Below are 18,104 nucleotides of genomic sequence, written 5' to 3' on the forward strand. Positions count from 1 at the left end.
GCGGTGCCCGCTGAGCGGGTGACGCAGGCTGCGCAGGGCCTAGGCGTCGGCGCGCAATAAAACTGACTTAATTTGAAATTATCAAGCCAGCTCGGTGCGAATTTCCCGCAGCACGCGATCGGCGATGCTGCGATGCCCGGAACGCCGCAATGCGGTCTGCCAATCGTCGAGCAGCTGTTCGAGCGCGGCAGTACCGTCAAGAGCGGCAAAGGCGGCATCGAAGCGGGCCAGCCAGCCATCACCGAGATAGGTACGGCTGCTGTCCTGTACCAGTGCATGGACCCTTGCAATCCGGGCGGCGTCGGGCAGGTTCGTGAGCGGTTTCTTCACGTCGACGGACGGTATGGCTGCATGTCCGGCAATGAGGCCGAGTTCCCGCAACCGCGCCAGCGCAGCATCGACATCGGTGGCTGGCGCCAGTTGACGGAGTGCGGTGACGTCGCGCTGGCCATCGATCATGATCAGCAATTGCCGTACCTTGAAACTGAGCAGATCGGTGCGCGTTGCCAGTTCTTGCTGGGCCTTGGCGGTCTTGTGATAAATCGTGTTTTCCATGCTTGCTCCCCGGCCTCGCTGACGTCGTGCTAGAAAGTCTCTGCGTGACTTCCGGTGCTGTCGCTGCGTTTTCGTAGCATAGTCTTACAGACTACAAACGTGTCAACGTGGCGTGTCAGTGTTGTATCGAGCACAAGAAAAAACCCGCGCGATGCGCGGGTTTTCCTGTGGGGGGAAGGCTGGCTCAGAGGCCGCCGTAGGAATGCAGGCCGGAGAGGAACATGTTGACGCCGAGGAAGGCAAACGTCGTCACCAGCAGGCCGATGACCGACCACCATGCCAGCACGTTGCCGCGCCAGCCCTTGACCAGCCGGACGTGCAGCCAGGCGGCGTAGTTCAGCCAGACGATCAGCGCCCATGTCTCCTTCGGGTCCCAGCTCCAGTAGCCGCCCCAGGCGTCGGCAGCCCACATTGCACCGAGGATGGTGGCAATGGTGAAGAACAGGAAACCGACGGCGATGGCCTTGTAGGAGACTTCGCCCAGCGTGTCGTAGCTCGGCAGCTTGCTGGTCAGGATGCCGCGCGACACCAGCAACTGCGCGACGCCGAGCATCGCGGCAATCGCAAACGCGCCATAGCCGACGAAGTTTGCCGGTACGTGGATCTTCATCCACCACGACTGAAGTGCCGGAATCAGCGGCTGGATCTCGTGGGCGCCGCGATCGAACGAGTACCAGAGGATGAAGCCGACTGCGGCGCTGATCACCAGCAGCACGAACGCACCCATGCTGCGTGCGGCAAAGCGGGCTTCGTAGTACAGGTACATCAGCGCAGTGATCAGGCAGAACAGCACGAAGACTTCATACAGGTTCGACACCGGAATGTGGCCGACGTCGGGGCCGATCAGATAGCCCTCGTACCAGCGCACGAGAATCGAGCTCAGCGCCGCGGTCGCCGCGGCCCAGGTCAGCCCCGATGCGATCGACAGGCTGCTGGCACTACGGCGCAGCAGACCGACCCAGTACATCAGCGTGGCCAGGAAGAACAGTACGCACATCCACATCACCAGCGACTGGCTGGCGAGCATGTACTTGAGGAAGAAGTTGCTGCTGCCACGGGCGAGATCCCGGTCGTACAGCTCGATGGCGGCCAGTGCGATCGCGCCGCACAGCGGCAGAAAGCGCTGCATGACCGGCCAGAAGCGGCCGAACCAGATCAGCCCGGCGGCACTGGCGAACAGGATGCCCTGTTCGTAGTAATCCATGGCGCCACGATAGCGGCTGAAGCTGATCATTGCTGCGACCAGCACCAGCGCGGCGAACGCGATGGCGCCGGCGGGGCGTTTGACGGGGAGGGTGGTCATGCTGATTCTCCGTCCGGACCGGTGTGGTCCGGCTTGGGCAGTGGCGGCGCGCTGTGCGCGGGGTCGGGCAGCAGTGCTGCGCTATGCGCAGCAAAGGCGTGGTCAAGGTCGGCGTTGCGGCGGTTGCTGGTCATTGCAATCAGCGTTCTGCCTGCTTCGAACCGGACCCACAGCCGTTCTTCGCGAATGTAGAACATGCAGAAGATGCCCATCACCAGCAGGATAGAGCCGATGTAGACCACGGTCTTGCCCGGCGAGCGCGTCAGCTGGAAGCCGCTGGCCTGGACCTGGGTGAAGCCGGTCGGCTGCAGGTAGACCGCCGGGCCGTAGTCGAACAGGTTGCTGGTCGCGACGAGGCTGTCCATCAGGAAGCGGTAGTTCGTTTCGTCCATCGGCAGTGGCGCCAGGCCAGCCTGACGCTGGGCCTGTGCAAACGCTTCGACTGCAGCCCCCTGAAGAATCTTCAGATAGGTCTGCGCGACCGTCTGGCGTTGCTCGGCCGGCACCTTGCCGTCGAGGAAACGCTCCAGTGCCGGGAAACCGCCGGTGCCGAACTGGGTCAGTACGCTCTGGGTGACCTCGGCGAACTGTGCCCGGTTGGTTGCCGAGAATGCACCGTCGCGGAAGGCCGCATCGGCGGTGGCCTTGGCGATCGCCGGGTACTGCCGCGGATCGAGCAGCGCGTGGCGCACGCGCATGAAGGTATCGACCCTGCCTTCGGCATCAAGCGGCATGCGGATGAACGAGAACGGCTGCGCCACTTCGCGGCGCATGCCGGTGACCAGATACAGATGGTCGTCCAGCGTTTGCGGCGCCAGATAGTTCAGGTACTCGACGGCCTGACCGGTCGCATCGCGGAGCTTGAACTGTACCGAGGGGCCGAGGTTGCGCAGGTTGTGCTCGCCCTTGACGCTGGTCGCCTGCGACAGCGCCTGCTCGAACTTGTTGACCGTGACCGCCGATTGCGTCGATTCGGTCTTGCCCAGGTTCTCGATGTTGAAGACGCGCAGGTCGCCGGTCTCGAGCGTGTACGGCTGGCCGGCGATGGTCAGCGCGCTGCTGGCCTGCGAGCGGGCGTCGAGCGGTGCCGGCTTGCCGCCGATCAGATCCCAGCGGGCGAAGTTCAGCGGCGAGCCGCCGTCACCGAAGCTGGCCTGATAGATCGCGACGCCGTCGACGACCATCGGCTTGTTGACCTCGACGGTGCCGCTCTGGCGTACCTTGCCGCTCTGGCGGTCGAGAATGTCGATGTCCGAGGCGAAGCGCTTCGGCTGGCCGGTGGTGTAGTAGTCGACGTGGAAGGCCTTGAGCCGGATCGCGAACGGCAGTTCCTGGACGAAATACCCGTTGCCGGCATTCAGGAACACTACGTCGGCTGCGGCGCCCTCGGGGACGGTGACGTTGCCGCGGAACGACAGGTTGGATGCGCTGAGGCGGCTGACCTCGGGGACCTGGCCCTGCGGCATGTCGCGCGTTTCCGGCGCCTTGTAGCCGGCGAGTTCCATCAGCTTGAGCGGCAGATTGCCATCAAGCAGGCCACCGATACAGATCACCACGATGGCCGCATGCGCGAACAGGTAGCCGAGTTTCTGCCACGCACCGCGCTTGGCCGCGACTTGCCAGACGCCGTCGTGCTCGCGTTCCTTGAAGCGGAAGCCCGATTGCGTCAGGTGTGCGAGCACGGCATCGCGGCCGGGCTGGCCGTCGCTTTCTGCGTGGTGTGCCATCAGCCGCAACGAGTTGCGGCTGGCCTTTTCGCGCCAGCCACGGATGTCGCGCAGCATGCCGGGCACGTGGCGCCAGATGCACAGCGACGTCGACAGCATCAGGAAGGCCAGCAGCAGCAAGAACCAACTGGTGTGGTAAACGTCGAACAGGCCCAGCGGCTCGAAGATGCGGAACCAGAAGTCGCCGAACTCGAAGCGGTAGTTGACGTAGGGCTCGTTCTGCTTGAGCACGGTGCCGATCACCGAGGCAATCGACAGCACGGTCAGCAGGCTGATCGCAAAACGCATCGACGAGAACAGCTCGAAGAGCGCGCGCCCGAACGGGGCAGGATGGTGGCGAGGAGATTTTTTCGTAGTCATAAAGCAAAAAAGGGGCGTTGGCCGCCCCTCTTGGTGAGTGATTGCCGGTAAAGGTTCACCGGCGGGGCACTCAGTTCAGCGCCTGCATGTACTGGGAGACGGCCTTGATCTCGTCGTCGCTCATTTTCTTGGCGACATCGGTCATCACGCTGTTGTTTTTGCGCTCACCCGAGCGGAAGGCTTTCAGCTGGGCCTCGATGTAGGCGCCGTGCTGGCTGGCTACGCGCGGATACTGGACCGGGATGCCCGAGCCGGCGGGACCATGGCATGCCATACAGGCCGGCAGGCCGGTCTTGGCAACGCCGCCACGGTAGATCTTCTTGCCGGCTTCGATCTGGGTCTTGTCCGACGCGCCCAGCGCCTTCGGCTGCTGGCTGGCATAGTAGGCGGCGACATTGCGCATGTCGGCGTCGGTCAGCGTCGCGGTCATGCCGAGCATCACCGGGTTGTTGCGCTTGCCGGTCTTGAACTCGGTCAACTGCTTGTACAGATACTGCTCGTGCTGGCCGGCCAGACGCGGGTAGGTCGAGGCAACGGCGTTGCCGTCGACACCGTGACAGGCGGCACAGACCGTTTCGGCCTTCTGCTTGCCCGCGGCGATATCGACCTTGGGTTGTTCTGCGTAGGCAGCCGATGTGGCCAACCACAATGCTGCTGCAACGAATGCTGCGACAGGCGCGCTGCGCATAGCTCTGCTCCCTCAAGCGATAGCGGTTCCCGGCTCTTGGCGCCGGTTTGAAACCAAATCCTGCTATTCTATAACAAGACTTTTTACCAAACAAAATACCTATGTCGCTGTTCCGCGGTTTGCAGTTCCTCACCACTGTCAATGATCTGTCCACACTGCCTCAGGAAGGCCTTGAAGTGGCGTTCGCCGGGCGCTCGAATGCGGGCAAGTCCAGTGCGATCAACACGCTGGCCAATCATACCCGGCTGGCTTTCGTCTCCAAGACCCCGGGGCGTACCCAGCACATCAATTACTTCGATTTCGGCAACGAGCGGCGTCTGGTCGACCTGCCGGGCTACGGTTACGCCGAGGTGCCGGCCAACGTCCGGGCCCACTGGGAAAAGCTGCTCGGCCACTATCTGGTCAACCGCGACAACCTGATCGGTCTGGTGCTGATCATGGATGCGCGCCGGCCGCTGACCGAACGCGACCGGCGCATGCTCGACTGGTTCCTGCCGACCGGCAAGCCGGTGCACTGCCTGCTGACCAAGTCGGACAAGCTGAGCAATCAGGAAAAGATCAAGACGCTGCGCGCGGTCGAAGCCGAGTTCAAGGGCGATCCGCGCGTGACCGTCCAGCTGTTCTCCAGCCTGAAGAAGCAGGGGGTCGAGCAGACCGAACAGGTCGTCGGCGCCTGGTTTGCCGCAGCGCAACAGGCCGATGCAGCCGACGACGATCATGCCGATGACATTGGATCGACGGACGGTCTCTGATTCGCCTTGCGCTTTGGGGGCGCCTTCCTATCTTGGAAGCTAGGTGCGCCCCTGCACCTCCCGCTTTTCCTCCCTGAGCGGGTGCCCCGGCTACGTGCCGGGGCGTATGTATACCCCGGTCATTCTCCCCTTGGGCCGGGGTTTCTTTTTTGCTGCCGCGCGATTTCTCCTGCCTGATCCTGTCATGCCTGAAAATCAGGGTTGTCTGATTTAAACATCGGCTTTTCCGGTTTTTCCGGCCGGACTTGGTGCCTGCAAATTTCCGCCGGTATGATCGAACGTACGAAAAATCCGTGCGTCTTGTTCGCCGGAGCGAATAAAAACGGGTCGCCGCCGGTGCATACGGTCGGCCCGCAGGGAGGAGCACCATGTCGGAACTCGCCGGGGTCAAGGTGATGGTGATTGATGACAGCAACACCATCCGCCGCAGCGCCGAAATTTTCCTCGGGCAGGCAGGTTGCGAGGTCATCCTGGCCGAAGACGGTTTCGACGCGCTGGCCAAGATCAGCGATCATCAGCCGCAACTCATTTTCGTCGACGTGATGATGCCGCGGCTTGACGGCTACCAGACCTGCTCGCTGATCAAGAAGAACCCGCGTTACAAAAACACGCCGGTGATCATGCTGTCGAGCAAGGACGGCCTGTTCGACCGTGCGCGCGGTCGCATGGTCGGCTCCGACGAGTATCTGACCAAGCCCTTTACCAAGGACAGCCTGCTGGCCGCCGTCGGCGAGCACGTGCAGCAGCGCTGAGCCTTTCTTTTACTTCTTCCGTACAAAGCGAACACTACCGCCATGGCCATCAAGAAAATCCTGATCGTTGACGACTCGCCCACCGAGCGTCACTTCCTCGGCGAACTCCTGACCAAGAACGGCTTCACCATCGTGACCGCTGAATCCGGCGAGGACGCCGTCGCCCGCGTCAAGGAACTGATGCCCGACCTGATCCTGATGGATGTGGTGATGCCCGGCATGAACGGTTTTCAGGCAACGCGCACGATTACCCGCGATACCGAAACCAGCCACATTCCGGTGATCATGTGTACGTCGAAGAACCAGGAAACCGACAAGGTCTGGGGCAAGCGTCAGGGGGCCGCCGAGTACGTCGTGAAGCCGGTCGACCCGCAAGAACTGCTGTCGAAGATCGCGGCGCTGTAAGCGGAGTCGATCATGGCCAAGCGGATCAGCCTGCGCGAGTATCAGGAAGGGGTAGTGGCCCGGCTCAAGAGCGCCGCGGCGACCGCTCAGGTCAACGCCCGCCTGGGGATACGCATCGGCCAGGAAAACTGGCTGGTCGACCTGGCTGACGTGGCCGAGGTGATGCCGGTACCGCCGGTGTCGCCATTGCCGCTGTCGCAGCCCTGGTTCAAGGGTGTGGCCAATATGCGCGGCAACTTGGTCAGCGTGTCGGACCTGTCGGCCTTTTTCGGCGGACCGGCGTTGATCGCCTCGCCGCTGGCCCGCTTGGTGCTGCTGCATCCCAAGCACATCCTGCATTCGGCAGTGCTGGTCGAGCGCATGCTCGGCCTGAAGCATTTGTCCGACCTGAGCGTGGAGGACGCGGTGCATCCGCGGGCCTCGACTGCTTACCGCGACGCAGCCGGGCAGCGCTGGCTGGCGCTCGACGTGGCCGCTTTGGCCAGTGATCCCGGCTTCCTGCAAGCCGGGCAATAAAGACAACGATCGGAATACGGGAAGAGACGCGCATCATGGCCTTGAAACTGGATCGCCTGAAAAACCTGTTTGGCAAGAAGACCGGGGCGCAGGCCGGCAAGGGATACGATTCGCTTAAAACGACGTGGATCCTTGAAAAAATGCGTCTGCCCGACGTCGACGAGGCACGCGTTCTCAAACCGCTGCCGTTGGTGGGGCACTTGCCCAGCCGGCAGCAGATGGCGATCTTCCTGCTGGGACTGATCGGCTCGGTGGCGCTCTTTGCCATCGTGGCGCTGCTGTCTTTCCAGTCCTCGACCCGCAACGCCGAACGGCGTTCGACGGCGACCGAAATGGAAATGCTGTCGCAGCGGATTGCCCGGGCGTCAACGCAGGCGGTGCAGGGCAACGCCGAAGCGTTCACGGTATTGCAGGACTCCTACCAGAAGTTCGGCGACAACCTCGACAAGCTCAAGCGCAGCGGCACGTTCTTCGGCCTGCTCGCGGTGGGGCAGGGCGACCTGCTCGACAGCATCAGCAGCACCTGGAACACCAGCTATGCGCCGAACCCGGGGCATCCGAGCGTCGACACCATCCTCAAGCAGAAGCCCAGCCTGATTTCCATCGGCAAGAGCGTCAGCGGGATCAACAACAGCGATGCCAAGCTGCTCGAGCTGACCCAGCAGTTCACCTCGATGCTCGGCGAGACCGGCGGCAACGTGCGCGAGCTCGACTACGCCAACCAGTTGTCGATGCTCAGCCAGCGGATGGCGAAGAACGCCAACGCCATGCTGGCCGGCGAGCTGATCAACCCGGAAGTGGTGTTCCTGCTGGGCAAGGACGTGTCGACGTTCTCCGACATCGTCAAGGGCTTCAACGACGGTAGCGACGAGTTGCAGATCCGCGCGGTATCGAGCTCGGCGCTGGCCGACAAGCTCGGCGAAATCCGTGCGCTGTTCCGCGACTTCGAAGTGGTCGTCAGTGCGTTCTCGAAGAACATGCAGCCGCTGGTGAACACGCGTCTGGCCAACCAGGCGATTGTCCGCGATTCGGAATCGCTGCTGAAGGACACCACCGCGCTGGCGGAGGCATACGAAAACAAGGTGGGCGGGGTGCTGATCACCGTGCTCGAACTGATCCTGATCGGTGCCGCACTGCTGTCGCTGTACCTGCTGGTCCGTGTGTTCAACCAGGAGGCCGTTCGCCGCCGGGTTGCGTCGGAAGGCGAGAACAAGCGGAACCAGGAGGCGATTCTTCGTCTGCTGAACGAAATGGCCGACCTCGCCGACGGTGACCTGACGGTCCGCGCCTCGGTGACCGAAGACCTGACCGGCGCGATCGCCGACTCGGTCAACTACACGATTGAAGAACTGCGGGCGCTGATCACCGAGATCAACCGCGCAACCGATCAGGTGACGCGCGCGACCGACGATGCACAGGACGTATCGAGCGGTCTGCTCGCCGCTGCCGAACGCCAGTCGAACGAAATCGCCGACACCACAGGCACCGTCGAGCAGATGGTGCGCTCGATTCAGGGCGTGTCGGGCAATGCGGCGCAATCGGCCGACGTGGCGCAAGCGTCGCTGCTGGCTGCGGAGAAGGGCTCGGACGCGGTGCAGAACCAGATCAAGGGCATGAACGAAATTCGCGAGCAGATCCAGGAGACCGCGAAGCGAATCAAGCGTCTGGGCGAATCGTCGCAAGAAATTGGCGAAATCGTTGAACTGATCTCGGACATTACCGAGCAGACCAACGTGCTGGCGCTGAACGCGGCGATCCAGGCCGCAGCTGCCGGCGAAGCCGGTCGCGGCTTCTCGGTCGTGGCCGAGGAAGTGCAGCGGCTGGCTGAACGCTCGGCCGAAGCGACCAAGCAGATCGGTGCGATCGTGAAGACCATTCAGACCGATACGCACGACGCCGTCGCGGCGATGGAAGTCTCGACGCAGGGTGTGGTCGAAGGCGCCAAGCTGTCCGACGCCGCCGGCGCGGCCCTGTCGGAAATCCGCCGCGTCACCGGCGAGCTGGCGCGATTGATCGAATCGATCGCGCATGAAACCGAAGACCAGACCGGTCTCGCCGCCCGCGTGAACGCGTCGATGCGCGACATCCTGTCGATCACCGAGCAGACGTCGACCGGTACCCAGCAGTCGGCGCAGATTGTCGGCCAGCTTTCCGGGCTGGCGCAGGACCTGAAGGACTCGGTGTCCGGCTTCAAGCTGTCCTGACCCATCCTGCCTGAAACGGGGGCCGGTCGGCCCCCGCCTCCGCCCGATTCGCCGGGCCAAGACGAAGAGAACCCGCCATGAGCGTTCATACCGAATTTGACCGCGGCTCGCTGGTCTGGGTGAAGAGCGAGATCGACCAGACGCTGAATCGCGCGGCCGACGTCCTCAACCAGTTCAGCAACGAGCCCGACGCGGCGTTGCTCAAGCACGCCCAGACCCACTTGCACCAGTGCGCCGGCGCGCTGCAGATGGTCGAGCTCGACGGGCTGGCGCGGTTTTGCGAAGAGATCGAACAGCTTGTTGCCAAAGTGGCTGCCGGTGACGCCGAAGCTGAGGCGCTGCCGCTGGTCCAGACTGCGGTCCAGGATACGGGGCGCTACCTTGAGCGCATCGCCGCCGGTGCGCCGAACGTGCCATTGCACCTGGCGCCGCGCTTTGCCGAACTCGCCCAGGCCGCCGGCCGGCCCGCCGCTGCAGTTGAGTTGTTTTTCCCCCGCCTTGGCGATCTGAGCCTGCCGGCCGGTTTGCCTGTGCGCCCTGTCGATGCGGGTGAGCGCGACGCGCATGTCAAACTGCTGCGCAGCCGCTACGAATCGGGGTTGCTGCGCTGGATTCGCGGCGATGCCTCTGCCGCTGCACAAATGAGCCGGGCGCTGGCCGAACTGGCCGCCGCGCAGGCCGGCGGACTGGCTCGCGTGTTCTGGTGGAGTGCCGCTGCGGCGACCGAAGCACTGCCCACCAGCGATGACGTCGACGCCAAGCAATTGCTGATGCGCCTGAACCTGCAGCTGCGGCGCCTGGCCGACGGCTCGACCAAGGTTGCCGAACGGCTGTTCAGGGATCTGCTGTACGTGCTGACGGTGTCGAAGACCCCGGGCACCCTGGGTCAACACCTGCAGCAGGCGTTCGCGCTGGATGCCTTGCTGCCGGACGGTAGCGCCGCCATGTCGTCGGAGCACGAAGCCCTGATCGCCCAGGCCGCCGCGCTGCGCGACGAGCTGGGCACGGCACGCGAAATCTGGTCGCGCACCGCGGGCGGGCAGCACGAACGTCTGCCGGCACTCCAGTCCGAACTGGCCCGGCTGTCAGCTGCGAGCGTATCGCTGCAGATCGCCGCACTGCCGACGCTGTGGGACGCGATGCAAAGCGCTTGCCGTCGCTATGCCGACAGCGGCGTGGTCGAGGCCGACGCGCTGGAAATGGCCACGGCCCTGTTGCTGGTCGACAATGCGCTGGCCAACTACCCGCGGCAGGCAAGCGATTTTGCGGAGCAGGTCGCCGCCATGGCGGCCCGTCTGGCCGAACCGGGCCTGGATGGCGACGTGCCGCACCTCGATACCATCAGCCAGCAAGCGCAAGAGCGGTTGCTGCGCGCTCAGCTGGCGCAGGAAATGCGCAGCAATCTGCGCCACGTCGAGGAAGTGCTGGATGCCTATTTCCGCGCACCCGAAACGGGCAGCAGCCTGGTCGAGCTCGAATCGGGCCTGCGGCAGACGCTGGGGGCGCTGGCGATGCTGGAGTGCGATCGTGCGGTCCGGCTGCTGGAAGTGTGCCGGCAACGTATCGATGAATATGCCGCCAGCGAAGTCGTGCCCGAACAGCTTGCGCTCGAAGAACTGGCCGAAGCATTTTCAAGCCTCGGTTTCTATATCGATGCACTCGAAGCCGGGCGCCCGGATCCCGACCGTCTGATCGCTACGTCGCTGGCTCGACTTTGCGGCGAGGAAGCGCTCGTCGAGGCGCCGTCCGAGGAGGTGCTCGAAGTCGAGGCGCCGCTGGCCGCCGTTGCCCCGGCTCCCGCGTCCGAACCGGCCGAAGTCAGGTCGCTGCCGCAAACCGATGACGCGATCGACGCCGAGCTGCTCGACGTTTACCTCGAAGAGGCGGTCGAAGTGCTGGCCACGATAGCCGGCCAGCTCGAGCGTTGCCGCGCTTTCCCGGCTGATCGCGATGCCATGACGGTAATCCGTCGCGGCTTCCATACCCTGAAGGGCAGCGGTCGCATGGTCGGGCTGACACAGCTTGGCGATGTGGCGTGGGCCATCGAACAGGTCATGAACAAATGGCTGCAGGACGAAGTACCGGCGTCGCCGGCGCTGCTCTCGCTTGTCGCCGATGCGCATGACGCCTTTGCCGGCTGGGTCCGCGAGCTGGGCGAGACCGGCGCCGCGCTGGTCGATGCCGGGGCACTGGTAGCAACCGCCGATTCGCTGCGGGAAGGTACGGCGCAGGCCGCCATGGCGCCGGCTGCCGCGCTTGCCGCGGTCGCACAACCCGGCGAATCCGACGAAGTGCAGATCGGCGAGGTCACGGTCTCGGCTGCGCTGTTCGCTCTGTTCCGCGACGAAGCGCAGCGCTACATGGACACCTTGCGTGGCGGTCAGCGCGCGCTGCGTCAGGGCGAGGTGCCTGGCGCCAATGTCGAACTCGCGGCGCATACGCTTGGCGGCATAGCGTCGACGGCGGGGCTGCGGTCGATGGGCGAGCTTGCCTACGCCATCGAAAACGCGCTGCAAACGCTCGATCTGCAACTGGCGTACCACGCCGATGCCGTTATCGATGCCGTCGACTTCCTGGGCGGCATGCTGGATGCCGTGGTCGCATTGAACGCACCGGCCGATCCGGCCGCGCCGCTGGCCACGCTGGCGGCACTTCACGACGAGCTGCTGACGATCAACTTCGATGCGCCGGCAGTGCCGGAGCCGCAGGACAGCGACCTCGGGGAACTGCCGTTGCTCGACGGCGAGGACCTGCTGATCGTCCCGCCGGTGGATGACGAAGACGAGCAGATCGAATTGCGTCTGCTTGACGGTGCCAGCGCAGAACAAGTGGCGGACACTGTTGCCGAAGCCGAAGCCGAAGCCGAAGCCGAAGCCGAAGCCGAAGCCGAAGCCGAAGCCGAAGCCGAAGCCGAAGCCGAAGCCGGCCTCGTTGTGTCGCTGGACGACGACGCAGAGCTGGTCTTTTCGTTGCCGGACGAGGCGGTTGATGCTGAGGTCATTCCGCAGGCATTGCACGAGGACGATAGCTTCACCCTTGATCTCGATGGCCTGCTCGACCACGGCATCGCATCGTTGCCGGCGGATATCCTTGCCGTTGGCAAGGCCGAACAAGCGCCGGAGTTCATCGAGCAGCCGAACGAGGACGGCGTTGACGCGGTACCGGTGGTTGACGCTGTTGCGGCGGACCCGGTCGAGCACCTTGAGCGCGAACCAGTCGTATCGGCTCCGGCAGGCGGTTCGGACGCTGACGAGCTTGTCGCGTTCGACGTGGCGCTGGCGGGCGAGCCGACGGTCGATGTTCAGCTGGACGCCGATCTGGCCGTGACGATCGACGCGGAACTGGCCGAGGAACTGTACAGCGACCGCCTGGCGTCGCCGGCTGACGACGCGCTCGCCGACGAATCGCCGTTCGCGTCGCTGCTGGCGACCCAAACCGAACGCCGTGACGAGCTCGATATTGGCGTCGTCGACGATATCGACGCGCAACTGCTGCCGATCTTCATCGAGGAAGCGGACGAGTTGTTGCCGCAGCTCGAGGCCTGCCTGCGTGCCGTGCGCGAAACGCCGGACGACGTGGAATCCAGCGCTGCAATCAAGCGCGTGCTGCATACGCTGAAGGGCAGTGCGCGGATGTCGGGCGCAATGCGCCTCGGCGAAGCCACGCACCGGATGGAGAGCCGGCTGCTGGCCGCCGTCGGTACGCCGGGTCTCGCGCTGCTTGACGAGCTCGATGCCGATTACGACCTGATCGTTTCGCTGTACGACACCCTGTGTGGTCGCGGTCAGCCGCAAGCGGCGACGGAACAGGCGCAACCTGCCGCTGCACCGCAGTTCCTGCTGGGCGCGGCCGAATCCGATGCGAAGACGACGATCCGGGTGAAGTCGGAACTCGTCGACCAGCTCGTCAACCAGGCCGGTGAAGTGGCGATCGCGCGCTCGCGGATCGAGGCCGAGATGCTGTCGCTGAAGGGCTCGCTGCTGGAGCTGACCGAAAACGTCGGCCGGCTGCGCGGCCAGCTGCGCGAGCTGGAAATCCAGGCCGAAAGCCAGATGCAGGCCCGTTCGCGCGAAATCGAGGACAGCCACGGCAACTTTGACCCGCTCGAGTTCGACCGCTTTACCCGGCTGCAGGAAGTCACCCGTTTCATCGCCGAAAGCGTCAACGACGTCGCGACGATCCAGCACAGTCTGCTGAAGAACCTGGACGACTCGGCCGGTGCGCTGACCGCGCAGGGCCGGATGACGCGCGAGCTGCAGCAGAGCCTGATGCGTGTGCGCATGGTGCCGTTCGCCAGCGTCTCGGACCGGCTGTACCGGCTGACGCGGCAGACCGGCAAGGAAGTCGGCAAGAAGGTCAACCTCGAACTCAAGGGCGGTCGCGTCGAAATCGACCGCGGCGTGCTCGAGAAAATGATTTCGCCGTTCGAGCACATGCTGCGCAACGCGATCGACCACGGCCTTGAGGACAGCGACGCCCGTGTTGCCGCCGGCAAGTCCGAGTTCGGCGAAGTGCTGGTCGAAGTCCGTCAGGAAGGCAACGAGCTGGTGCTGACGCTGAAGGACGACGGCAAGGGGCTCGATTACGGCCGCATCCGCAGCAAGGGCGAAACGCTGGGTCTGGTTGTACCGGGCAGTGATGTCTCGGAAACCACGCTGGCGCAGCTGATTTTCGAACCGGGCTTCTCGACAGCCAGCAACGTGACGCAGCTGTCGGGCCGCGGCATCGGCATGGACGTCGTCAAGAACGAGATCGGCAACCTTGGCGGCAGCATCGAAGTCGCCAGCACGCCGGGAGCGGGGACGACGTTCACGATCCACCTGCCGCTGACGCTGGCGGTGACGCAGGTGCTGCTGGTCAAGGCGGGCGAGCGCCAGTTCGCGATTCCGTCGGTGATGATCGAACAGGTGCAGGAACTGAAGCAGGCGCCGCTGGCCGAGCTGTATGCGGCGCGGGTGCAGCACTGGATGGGGGGCAGCTATCCGTTCGCCTACTTCCCGCGTCTTGTCGGTGATGCCGAGACCGTGCCGGAGCAGAAGCGCTTCTCGACCGTGCTGCTGTTGCGCAGCGGCGCCACGCGGATGGCACTGCACGTCGACGCGCTGCTCAAGAACCAGGAAGTCGTCGTCAAGGCGATCGGCCCGCAGCTGGCCCGGATCCCCGGTGTGGCTGGGGCGACGGTGCTCGGCAACGGCGACATCGTGCCGATCATGAACCCGATCGCGCTGCTGGCGCGTGGCGAGATCGCGGCGGCCGGTGTACGGGTCGAAGCGGCGCCGGCCCAGCTCGAAACCACGCCGGTGGTGATGGTCGTCGACGATTCGCTCACCGTGCGCAAGATCACCTCGCGCCTGCTGGCACGCGAAGGCTTCCAGGTCGTGACCGCCAAGGACGGCGTCGATGCGCTGCAGCAGCTGCAGGACGTGACCCCGGCGGTGATGCTGGTCGACGTCGAAATGCCGCGCATGGACGGCTTTGAGCTGACACGCAACGTGCGCAACAACGAGGGTACGCGCAACACGCCGATCGTGATGATCACGTCGCGTACCGCCGACAAGCACAAGAACTACGCGTTCGAACTGGGCGTCAACGTCTTCCTCGGCAAGCCGTATCAGGAAGACGAGCTGCTCGGCCACATCCGCCGGCTGATCGCCACCGCGACGATCTGATTCGCGGTGCGGTCCACACAAAGGGCACGGTTTTCCGTGCCCTTTGTCATTGCGGCGGACAATGAAGGGCCGATCGGCGCGGATGACCGCAATTTTGCGTGCTTTGTGCACGAAGGCCGCGCACCGACGGTGCGACTGCCTTTATCATTGCGGGTGAATGCGCGCCGGCGTGACCGGCGCGCGCGTCTTTTCCGGCCCGCCAGCGCGCGTGCCGCACGCCAGGAAGAAACGATGTCCACGCAAGCTTTGATCCAGCAATTGCAAGAACGCGGGCTGATTGCCCAGGTGACCGATACCGACGCGCTGGGCGCGCTGCTCGAACAGGGCCCGGTGACGCTGTATTGCGGCTTCGACCCGACCGCCGACAGCCTGCACCTCGGCCATCTGGTACCGGTGCTGGTGCTCAAGCGCTTCCAGCTCGCCGGCCACAAGCCGATCGCCCTTGTCGGCGGCGCGACCGGCATGATCGGTGACCCGAGCTTCAAGGCGACCGAGCGCAAGCTCAATACCCCCGACGTGATCGCCGGCTGGGTCGAGAACATCCGCAAGCAGGTCGAACCGTTCCTGAGCTTCGACGGCAGCAATGCCGCAATCATGGCCAACAACCACGACTGGTTCGGCCAGATGAACGTGCTCGATTTCCTGCGCGACATCGGCAAGCACTTCTCGGTCAACGCGATGATCAAGAAGGAATCGGTGCAGCAGCGGATCGACCGCGACGAGAGCGGCATTTCGTTCACCGAGTTCAGCTACAGCCTGCTGCAGGGCTACGACTTCGTCGAGCTGAACAGCCGCCATGGCTGCCGGCTGCAGATCGGCGGCTCGGACCAGTGGGGCAACATCACCGCCGGCATCGACCTGACCCGCCGCCGCAACCAGCAGCAGGTGTTCGGCCTGACGCTGCCGCTGGTGACCAAGTCCGACGGCACCAAGTTCGGCAAGACCGAAGGCGGCGCGGTGTGGCTCGATCCGAAAAAAACGTCGCCGTACAAGTTCTACCAGTTCTGGCTTGGCACCGCCGATGCCGACGTCTACAAGTTCCTGCGCTACTTCACCTTCCTGAGCATGGACGAGATCGCCGCGATCGAAGCGGCCGACAAGGCGCGTGACGGCAAGCCCGAAGCACAACGCATCCTCGCCGAGGCGGCGACCGCGCTGGTGCACGGCGACGACGCGGTGGTCGCGGCCAAGCGGATTTCGCAATCGCTGTTCAGCGACAGCCTGGCGTCGCTGACGCAGGACGACTTCGAACAGCTGGCGCTCGACGGCATGCCGACGGTGAGCCTGCCGAAAGAGACCGGCCTGATCGACGCCGTCGTCGCCGGCGAGCTGGCCAAATCCAAGAGCGAAGCGCGCACCTTCATCACCAGTGGCGCGGTCGCGATCAACGGCGCCAAGGCGGAGTCGATCGAGCATGCCTTTGCCGATGGCGAGCGTCTGTTCGGCCGTTATACGCTGCTGCGTCGCGGCAAGAAGAACTACAGCCTGATCGTCTGGCAGGACTGAAACCGGCTCATTCGGCGGCTGCGCCAGCGCAGTTCGTGCCCGTCCGATGCTCGGAATCCTCATGGACTCGTGTCCATTCCGGTTCCTGCGCTTCGGGCGGACACAAACTGCTTTGGCTCGCTCACCGACTGAACTGGTTTTGCCACGAGTTGGCGAGAACGAGGCCCGGCTTCCACGGCCGGGCTTTGCAGGAGTCCCCATGAAACACGTCCTGAGTATCCAGTCCCACGTCGTCTACGGCCACGCCGGCAACAGCGCGGCGGTGTTTCCGATGCGCCGGCTCGGCGTCGAGGTCTGGCCGGTCAACACGGTGCAGTTCTCCAACCACACCCAGTACGGCCGTTGGGCCGGGCAGGCGCTTGAGTCGTCGCAGATTACCGCGCTGGTCGACGGCATTGCCGCGATCGGCGAGCTGCAGCGTTGCGACGCGGTGCTGTCGGGCTACCTCGGTGCGCCGGAGCAGGCGGCCTACGTGATCGAGGCGGTACGCAAGGTCAGGGCCGCCAACCCGCAGGCGATCTACCTGTGCGATCCGGTGATGGGTCATCCGGAGAAGGGCTGCGTCGTTCAGCCTGGCATCCAGCAGTATCTGGTCGAGCACATGCCGGCGGTGGCCGACATCATGGCGCCGAATCATCTCGAACTCGAGAAGCTCGCCGGCCGCGACATCGACAGCCTGGCCGACGCGCTTGCCGCCTGCCGCGACCTGATCGCACGCGGCCCCAAGCTGGTGCTGGTCAAGCACCTCGACTACGCCGGCAAGCCGGTCGACCAGTTCGAGATGCTGGTGGTATCGGCAAGCGAAGCGTGGCTCGGCCGCCGGCCGCTGTATCCGTTCGACCGGCAGCCGGTCGGCGTCGGCGACCTGACCTCGGGTGTTTTTCTCGCGCGCACCTTGTCCGGTGACGATGTGAAAACGGCGTTCGAGCACACACTCGCCGCCGTCGACGCGGTGATGGCGGCGACGCATGCCGCCGGCGAGTACGAGCTGCAGCTCGTGGCCGCGCAGGACGAGATCGCCCGACCACAGCGCCATTTCGACGCGATCGCAGTCTGAACAGGCGTGGAGTGAAAATGCCGGCTTGCATGCCGGCATTGTTCGGATATCATTGATGTATTGAAAATGCTTCTTTAAATGCCGTGCGCAATCCCTTTGCCTCCGACGCCGTCGGTTTCGATACCCCGATCGCGATGCTGATCGCCTGCCACGACCGGGTCCGGCATTATGCCGGGCTGCTGCCGAAGCTGGCCGGCCACGTTGCGATCCACGGTGCCGATGCCGAAGCGGCACGTGCTGCTTTGGCGATCCTGCGCTACTTCGACGTCGCCGTACCCTTGCACCATCAGGATGAGGACGACGACGTGTTCCCGTTGCTGCGCGAACGCGGTGATGCGGCGCTGCGCGCGCGTGTCGACGAGATCGCCGCCGAGCACGATGCGCTCGGACTGCAATGGCAGACCTTGCGCCCGGCCTTGCAGGCGCTGGCGGTTGGCCTGGCGGCGACGCTGGACGCCGGTGTGGTGCAAGCGTTTGCCCAGGACTACCCGGCCCACGCGGCGCGCGAGGAGCGCGAACTCTATCCGCATGCAACACGGCTGATCGGTGCTGACGAGATGGCCGGGATCGGCCGGACCATGGCCGCGCGCCGCACACACAAGGACTGACG

The 18,104-nt window shown here is 64.4% G+C and carries 13 protein-coding genes; 9 read left to right on the forward strand and 4 right to left on the reverse strand.

The genetic code is table 11. From position 1 onward, the window contains the following. Nucleotides 1-81: 81 nt before the first annotated feature. The 4 genes from JMJ54_RS08580 to JMJ54_RS08595 form a co-directional block, all read right to left on the reverse strand. Nucleotides 82-555 (reverse strand): hypothetical protein, encoded by a 474-nt coding sequence (locus tag JMJ54_RS08580; RefSeq protein WP_203537810.1) that lies wholly within the window; start codon nucleotides 553-555, stop codon nucleotides 82-84. Nucleotides 556-739: 184 nt separating this feature from the next. Then, a complete protein-coding gene (gene ccsB, locus JMJ54_RS08585) occupies nucleotides 740-1,858 on the reverse strand; it encodes a c-type cytochrome biogenesis protein CcsB (protein ID WP_203537812.1) in 1,119 nt (372 codons plus the stop codon). Then, nucleotides 1,855-3,873 carry a cytochrome c biogenesis protein ResB gene (locus JMJ54_RS08590; protein ID WP_238999987.1) on the reverse strand — a complete coding sequence of 673 codons (2,019 nt, stop codon included), beginning with the start codon at nucleotides 3,871-3,873 and terminating at the stop codon, nucleotides 1,855-1,857. Before JMJ54_RS08590 ends, ccsB begins: the two co-directional genes overlap by 4 nt. A 142-nt stretch (nucleotides 3,874-4,015) precedes the next feature. Continuing rightward, the gene (locus tag JMJ54_RS08595) at nucleotides 4,016-4,633 is read right to left on the reverse strand and encodes a c-type cytochrome (RefSeq protein ID WP_203537816.1); all 618 of its coding nucleotides are present in this window, start codon (nucleotides 4,631-4,633) and stop codon (nucleotides 4,016-4,018) included. Between the two features lie 101 nt (nucleotides 4,634-4,734). Here JMJ54_RS08595 and yihA point away from each other — a divergent pair, with 101 nt between their 5' ends. The 9 genes from yihA to JMJ54_RS08640 all read left to right on the forward strand — a co-directional run bounded on the left by yihA (nucleotide 4,735) and on the right by JMJ54_RS08640 (nucleotide 18,102). Then, on the forward strand, nucleotides 4,735-5,385 hold the full coding sequence (yihA, locus tag JMJ54_RS08600; RefSeq protein WP_203537818.1) for a ribosome biogenesis GTP-binding protein YihA/YsxC: 651 nt from the start codon (nucleotides 4,735-4,737) through the stop codon (nucleotides 5,383-5,385). 368 nt (nucleotides 5,386-5,753) lie between these two features. Continuing rightward, nucleotides 5,754-6,137 (forward strand): response regulator, encoded by a 384-nt coding sequence (locus tag JMJ54_RS08605; protein WP_203537820.1) that lies wholly within the window; start codon nucleotides 5,754-5,756, stop codon nucleotides 6,135-6,137. Between the two features lie 42 nt (nucleotides 6,138-6,179). Next, complete coding sequence (locus JMJ54_RS08610) at nucleotides 6,180-6,542, forward strand: response regulator transcription factor (protein ID WP_238999988.1); 363 nt, start codon at nucleotides 6,180-6,182, stop codon at nucleotides 6,540-6,542. Nucleotides 6,543-6,554: 12 nt separating this feature from the next. Then, nucleotides 6,555-7,058, forward strand: coding sequence for a chemotaxis protein CheW (locus JMJ54_RS08615; RefSeq protein WP_203537822.1), 504 nt, complete (start codon nucleotides 6,555-6,557; stop codon nucleotides 7,056-7,058). A 35-nt stretch (nucleotides 7,059-7,093) separates the two neighbouring features. Beyond that, a complete protein-coding gene (locus JMJ54_RS08620; protein WP_203537823.1) occupies nucleotides 7,094-9,262 on the forward strand; it encodes a methyl-accepting chemotaxis protein in 2,169 nt (722 codons plus the stop codon). 77 nt (nucleotides 9,263-9,339) lie between these two features. Beyond that, complete coding sequence (locus JMJ54_RS08625; protein WP_203537825.1) at nucleotides 9,340-14,931, forward strand: Hpt domain-containing protein; 5,592 nt, start codon at nucleotides 9,340-9,342, stop codon at nucleotides 14,929-14,931. 231 nt (nucleotides 14,932-15,162) lie between these two features. Then, nucleotides 15,163-16,437, forward strand: coding sequence for a tyrosine--tRNA ligase (gene tyrS, locus JMJ54_RS08630; RefSeq protein ID WP_189459886.1), 1,275 nt, complete (start codon nucleotides 15,163-15,165; stop codon nucleotides 16,435-16,437). 199 nt (nucleotides 16,438-16,636) lie between these two features. Beyond that, complete coding sequence (gene pdxY, locus JMJ54_RS08635) at nucleotides 16,637-17,494, forward strand: pyridoxal kinase PdxY (RefSeq protein ID WP_203537827.1); 858 nt, start codon at nucleotides 16,637-16,639, stop codon at nucleotides 17,492-17,494. A gap of 83 nt (nucleotides 17,495-17,577) precedes the next feature. Further along, nucleotides 17,578-18,102, forward strand: coding sequence for a hemerythrin domain-containing protein (locus JMJ54_RS08640; RefSeq protein ID WP_203537829.1), 525 nt, complete (start codon nucleotides 17,578-17,580; stop codon nucleotides 18,100-18,102). Nucleotides 18,103-18,104: the final 2 nt, after the last annotated feature.

The organism is Jeongeupia naejangsanensis, assembly GCF_016865585.1.
Taxonomy (GTDB): Bacteria; Pseudomonadota; Gammaproteobacteria; order Burkholderiales; family Chitinibacteraceae; genus Jeongeupia; species Jeongeupia naejangsanensis.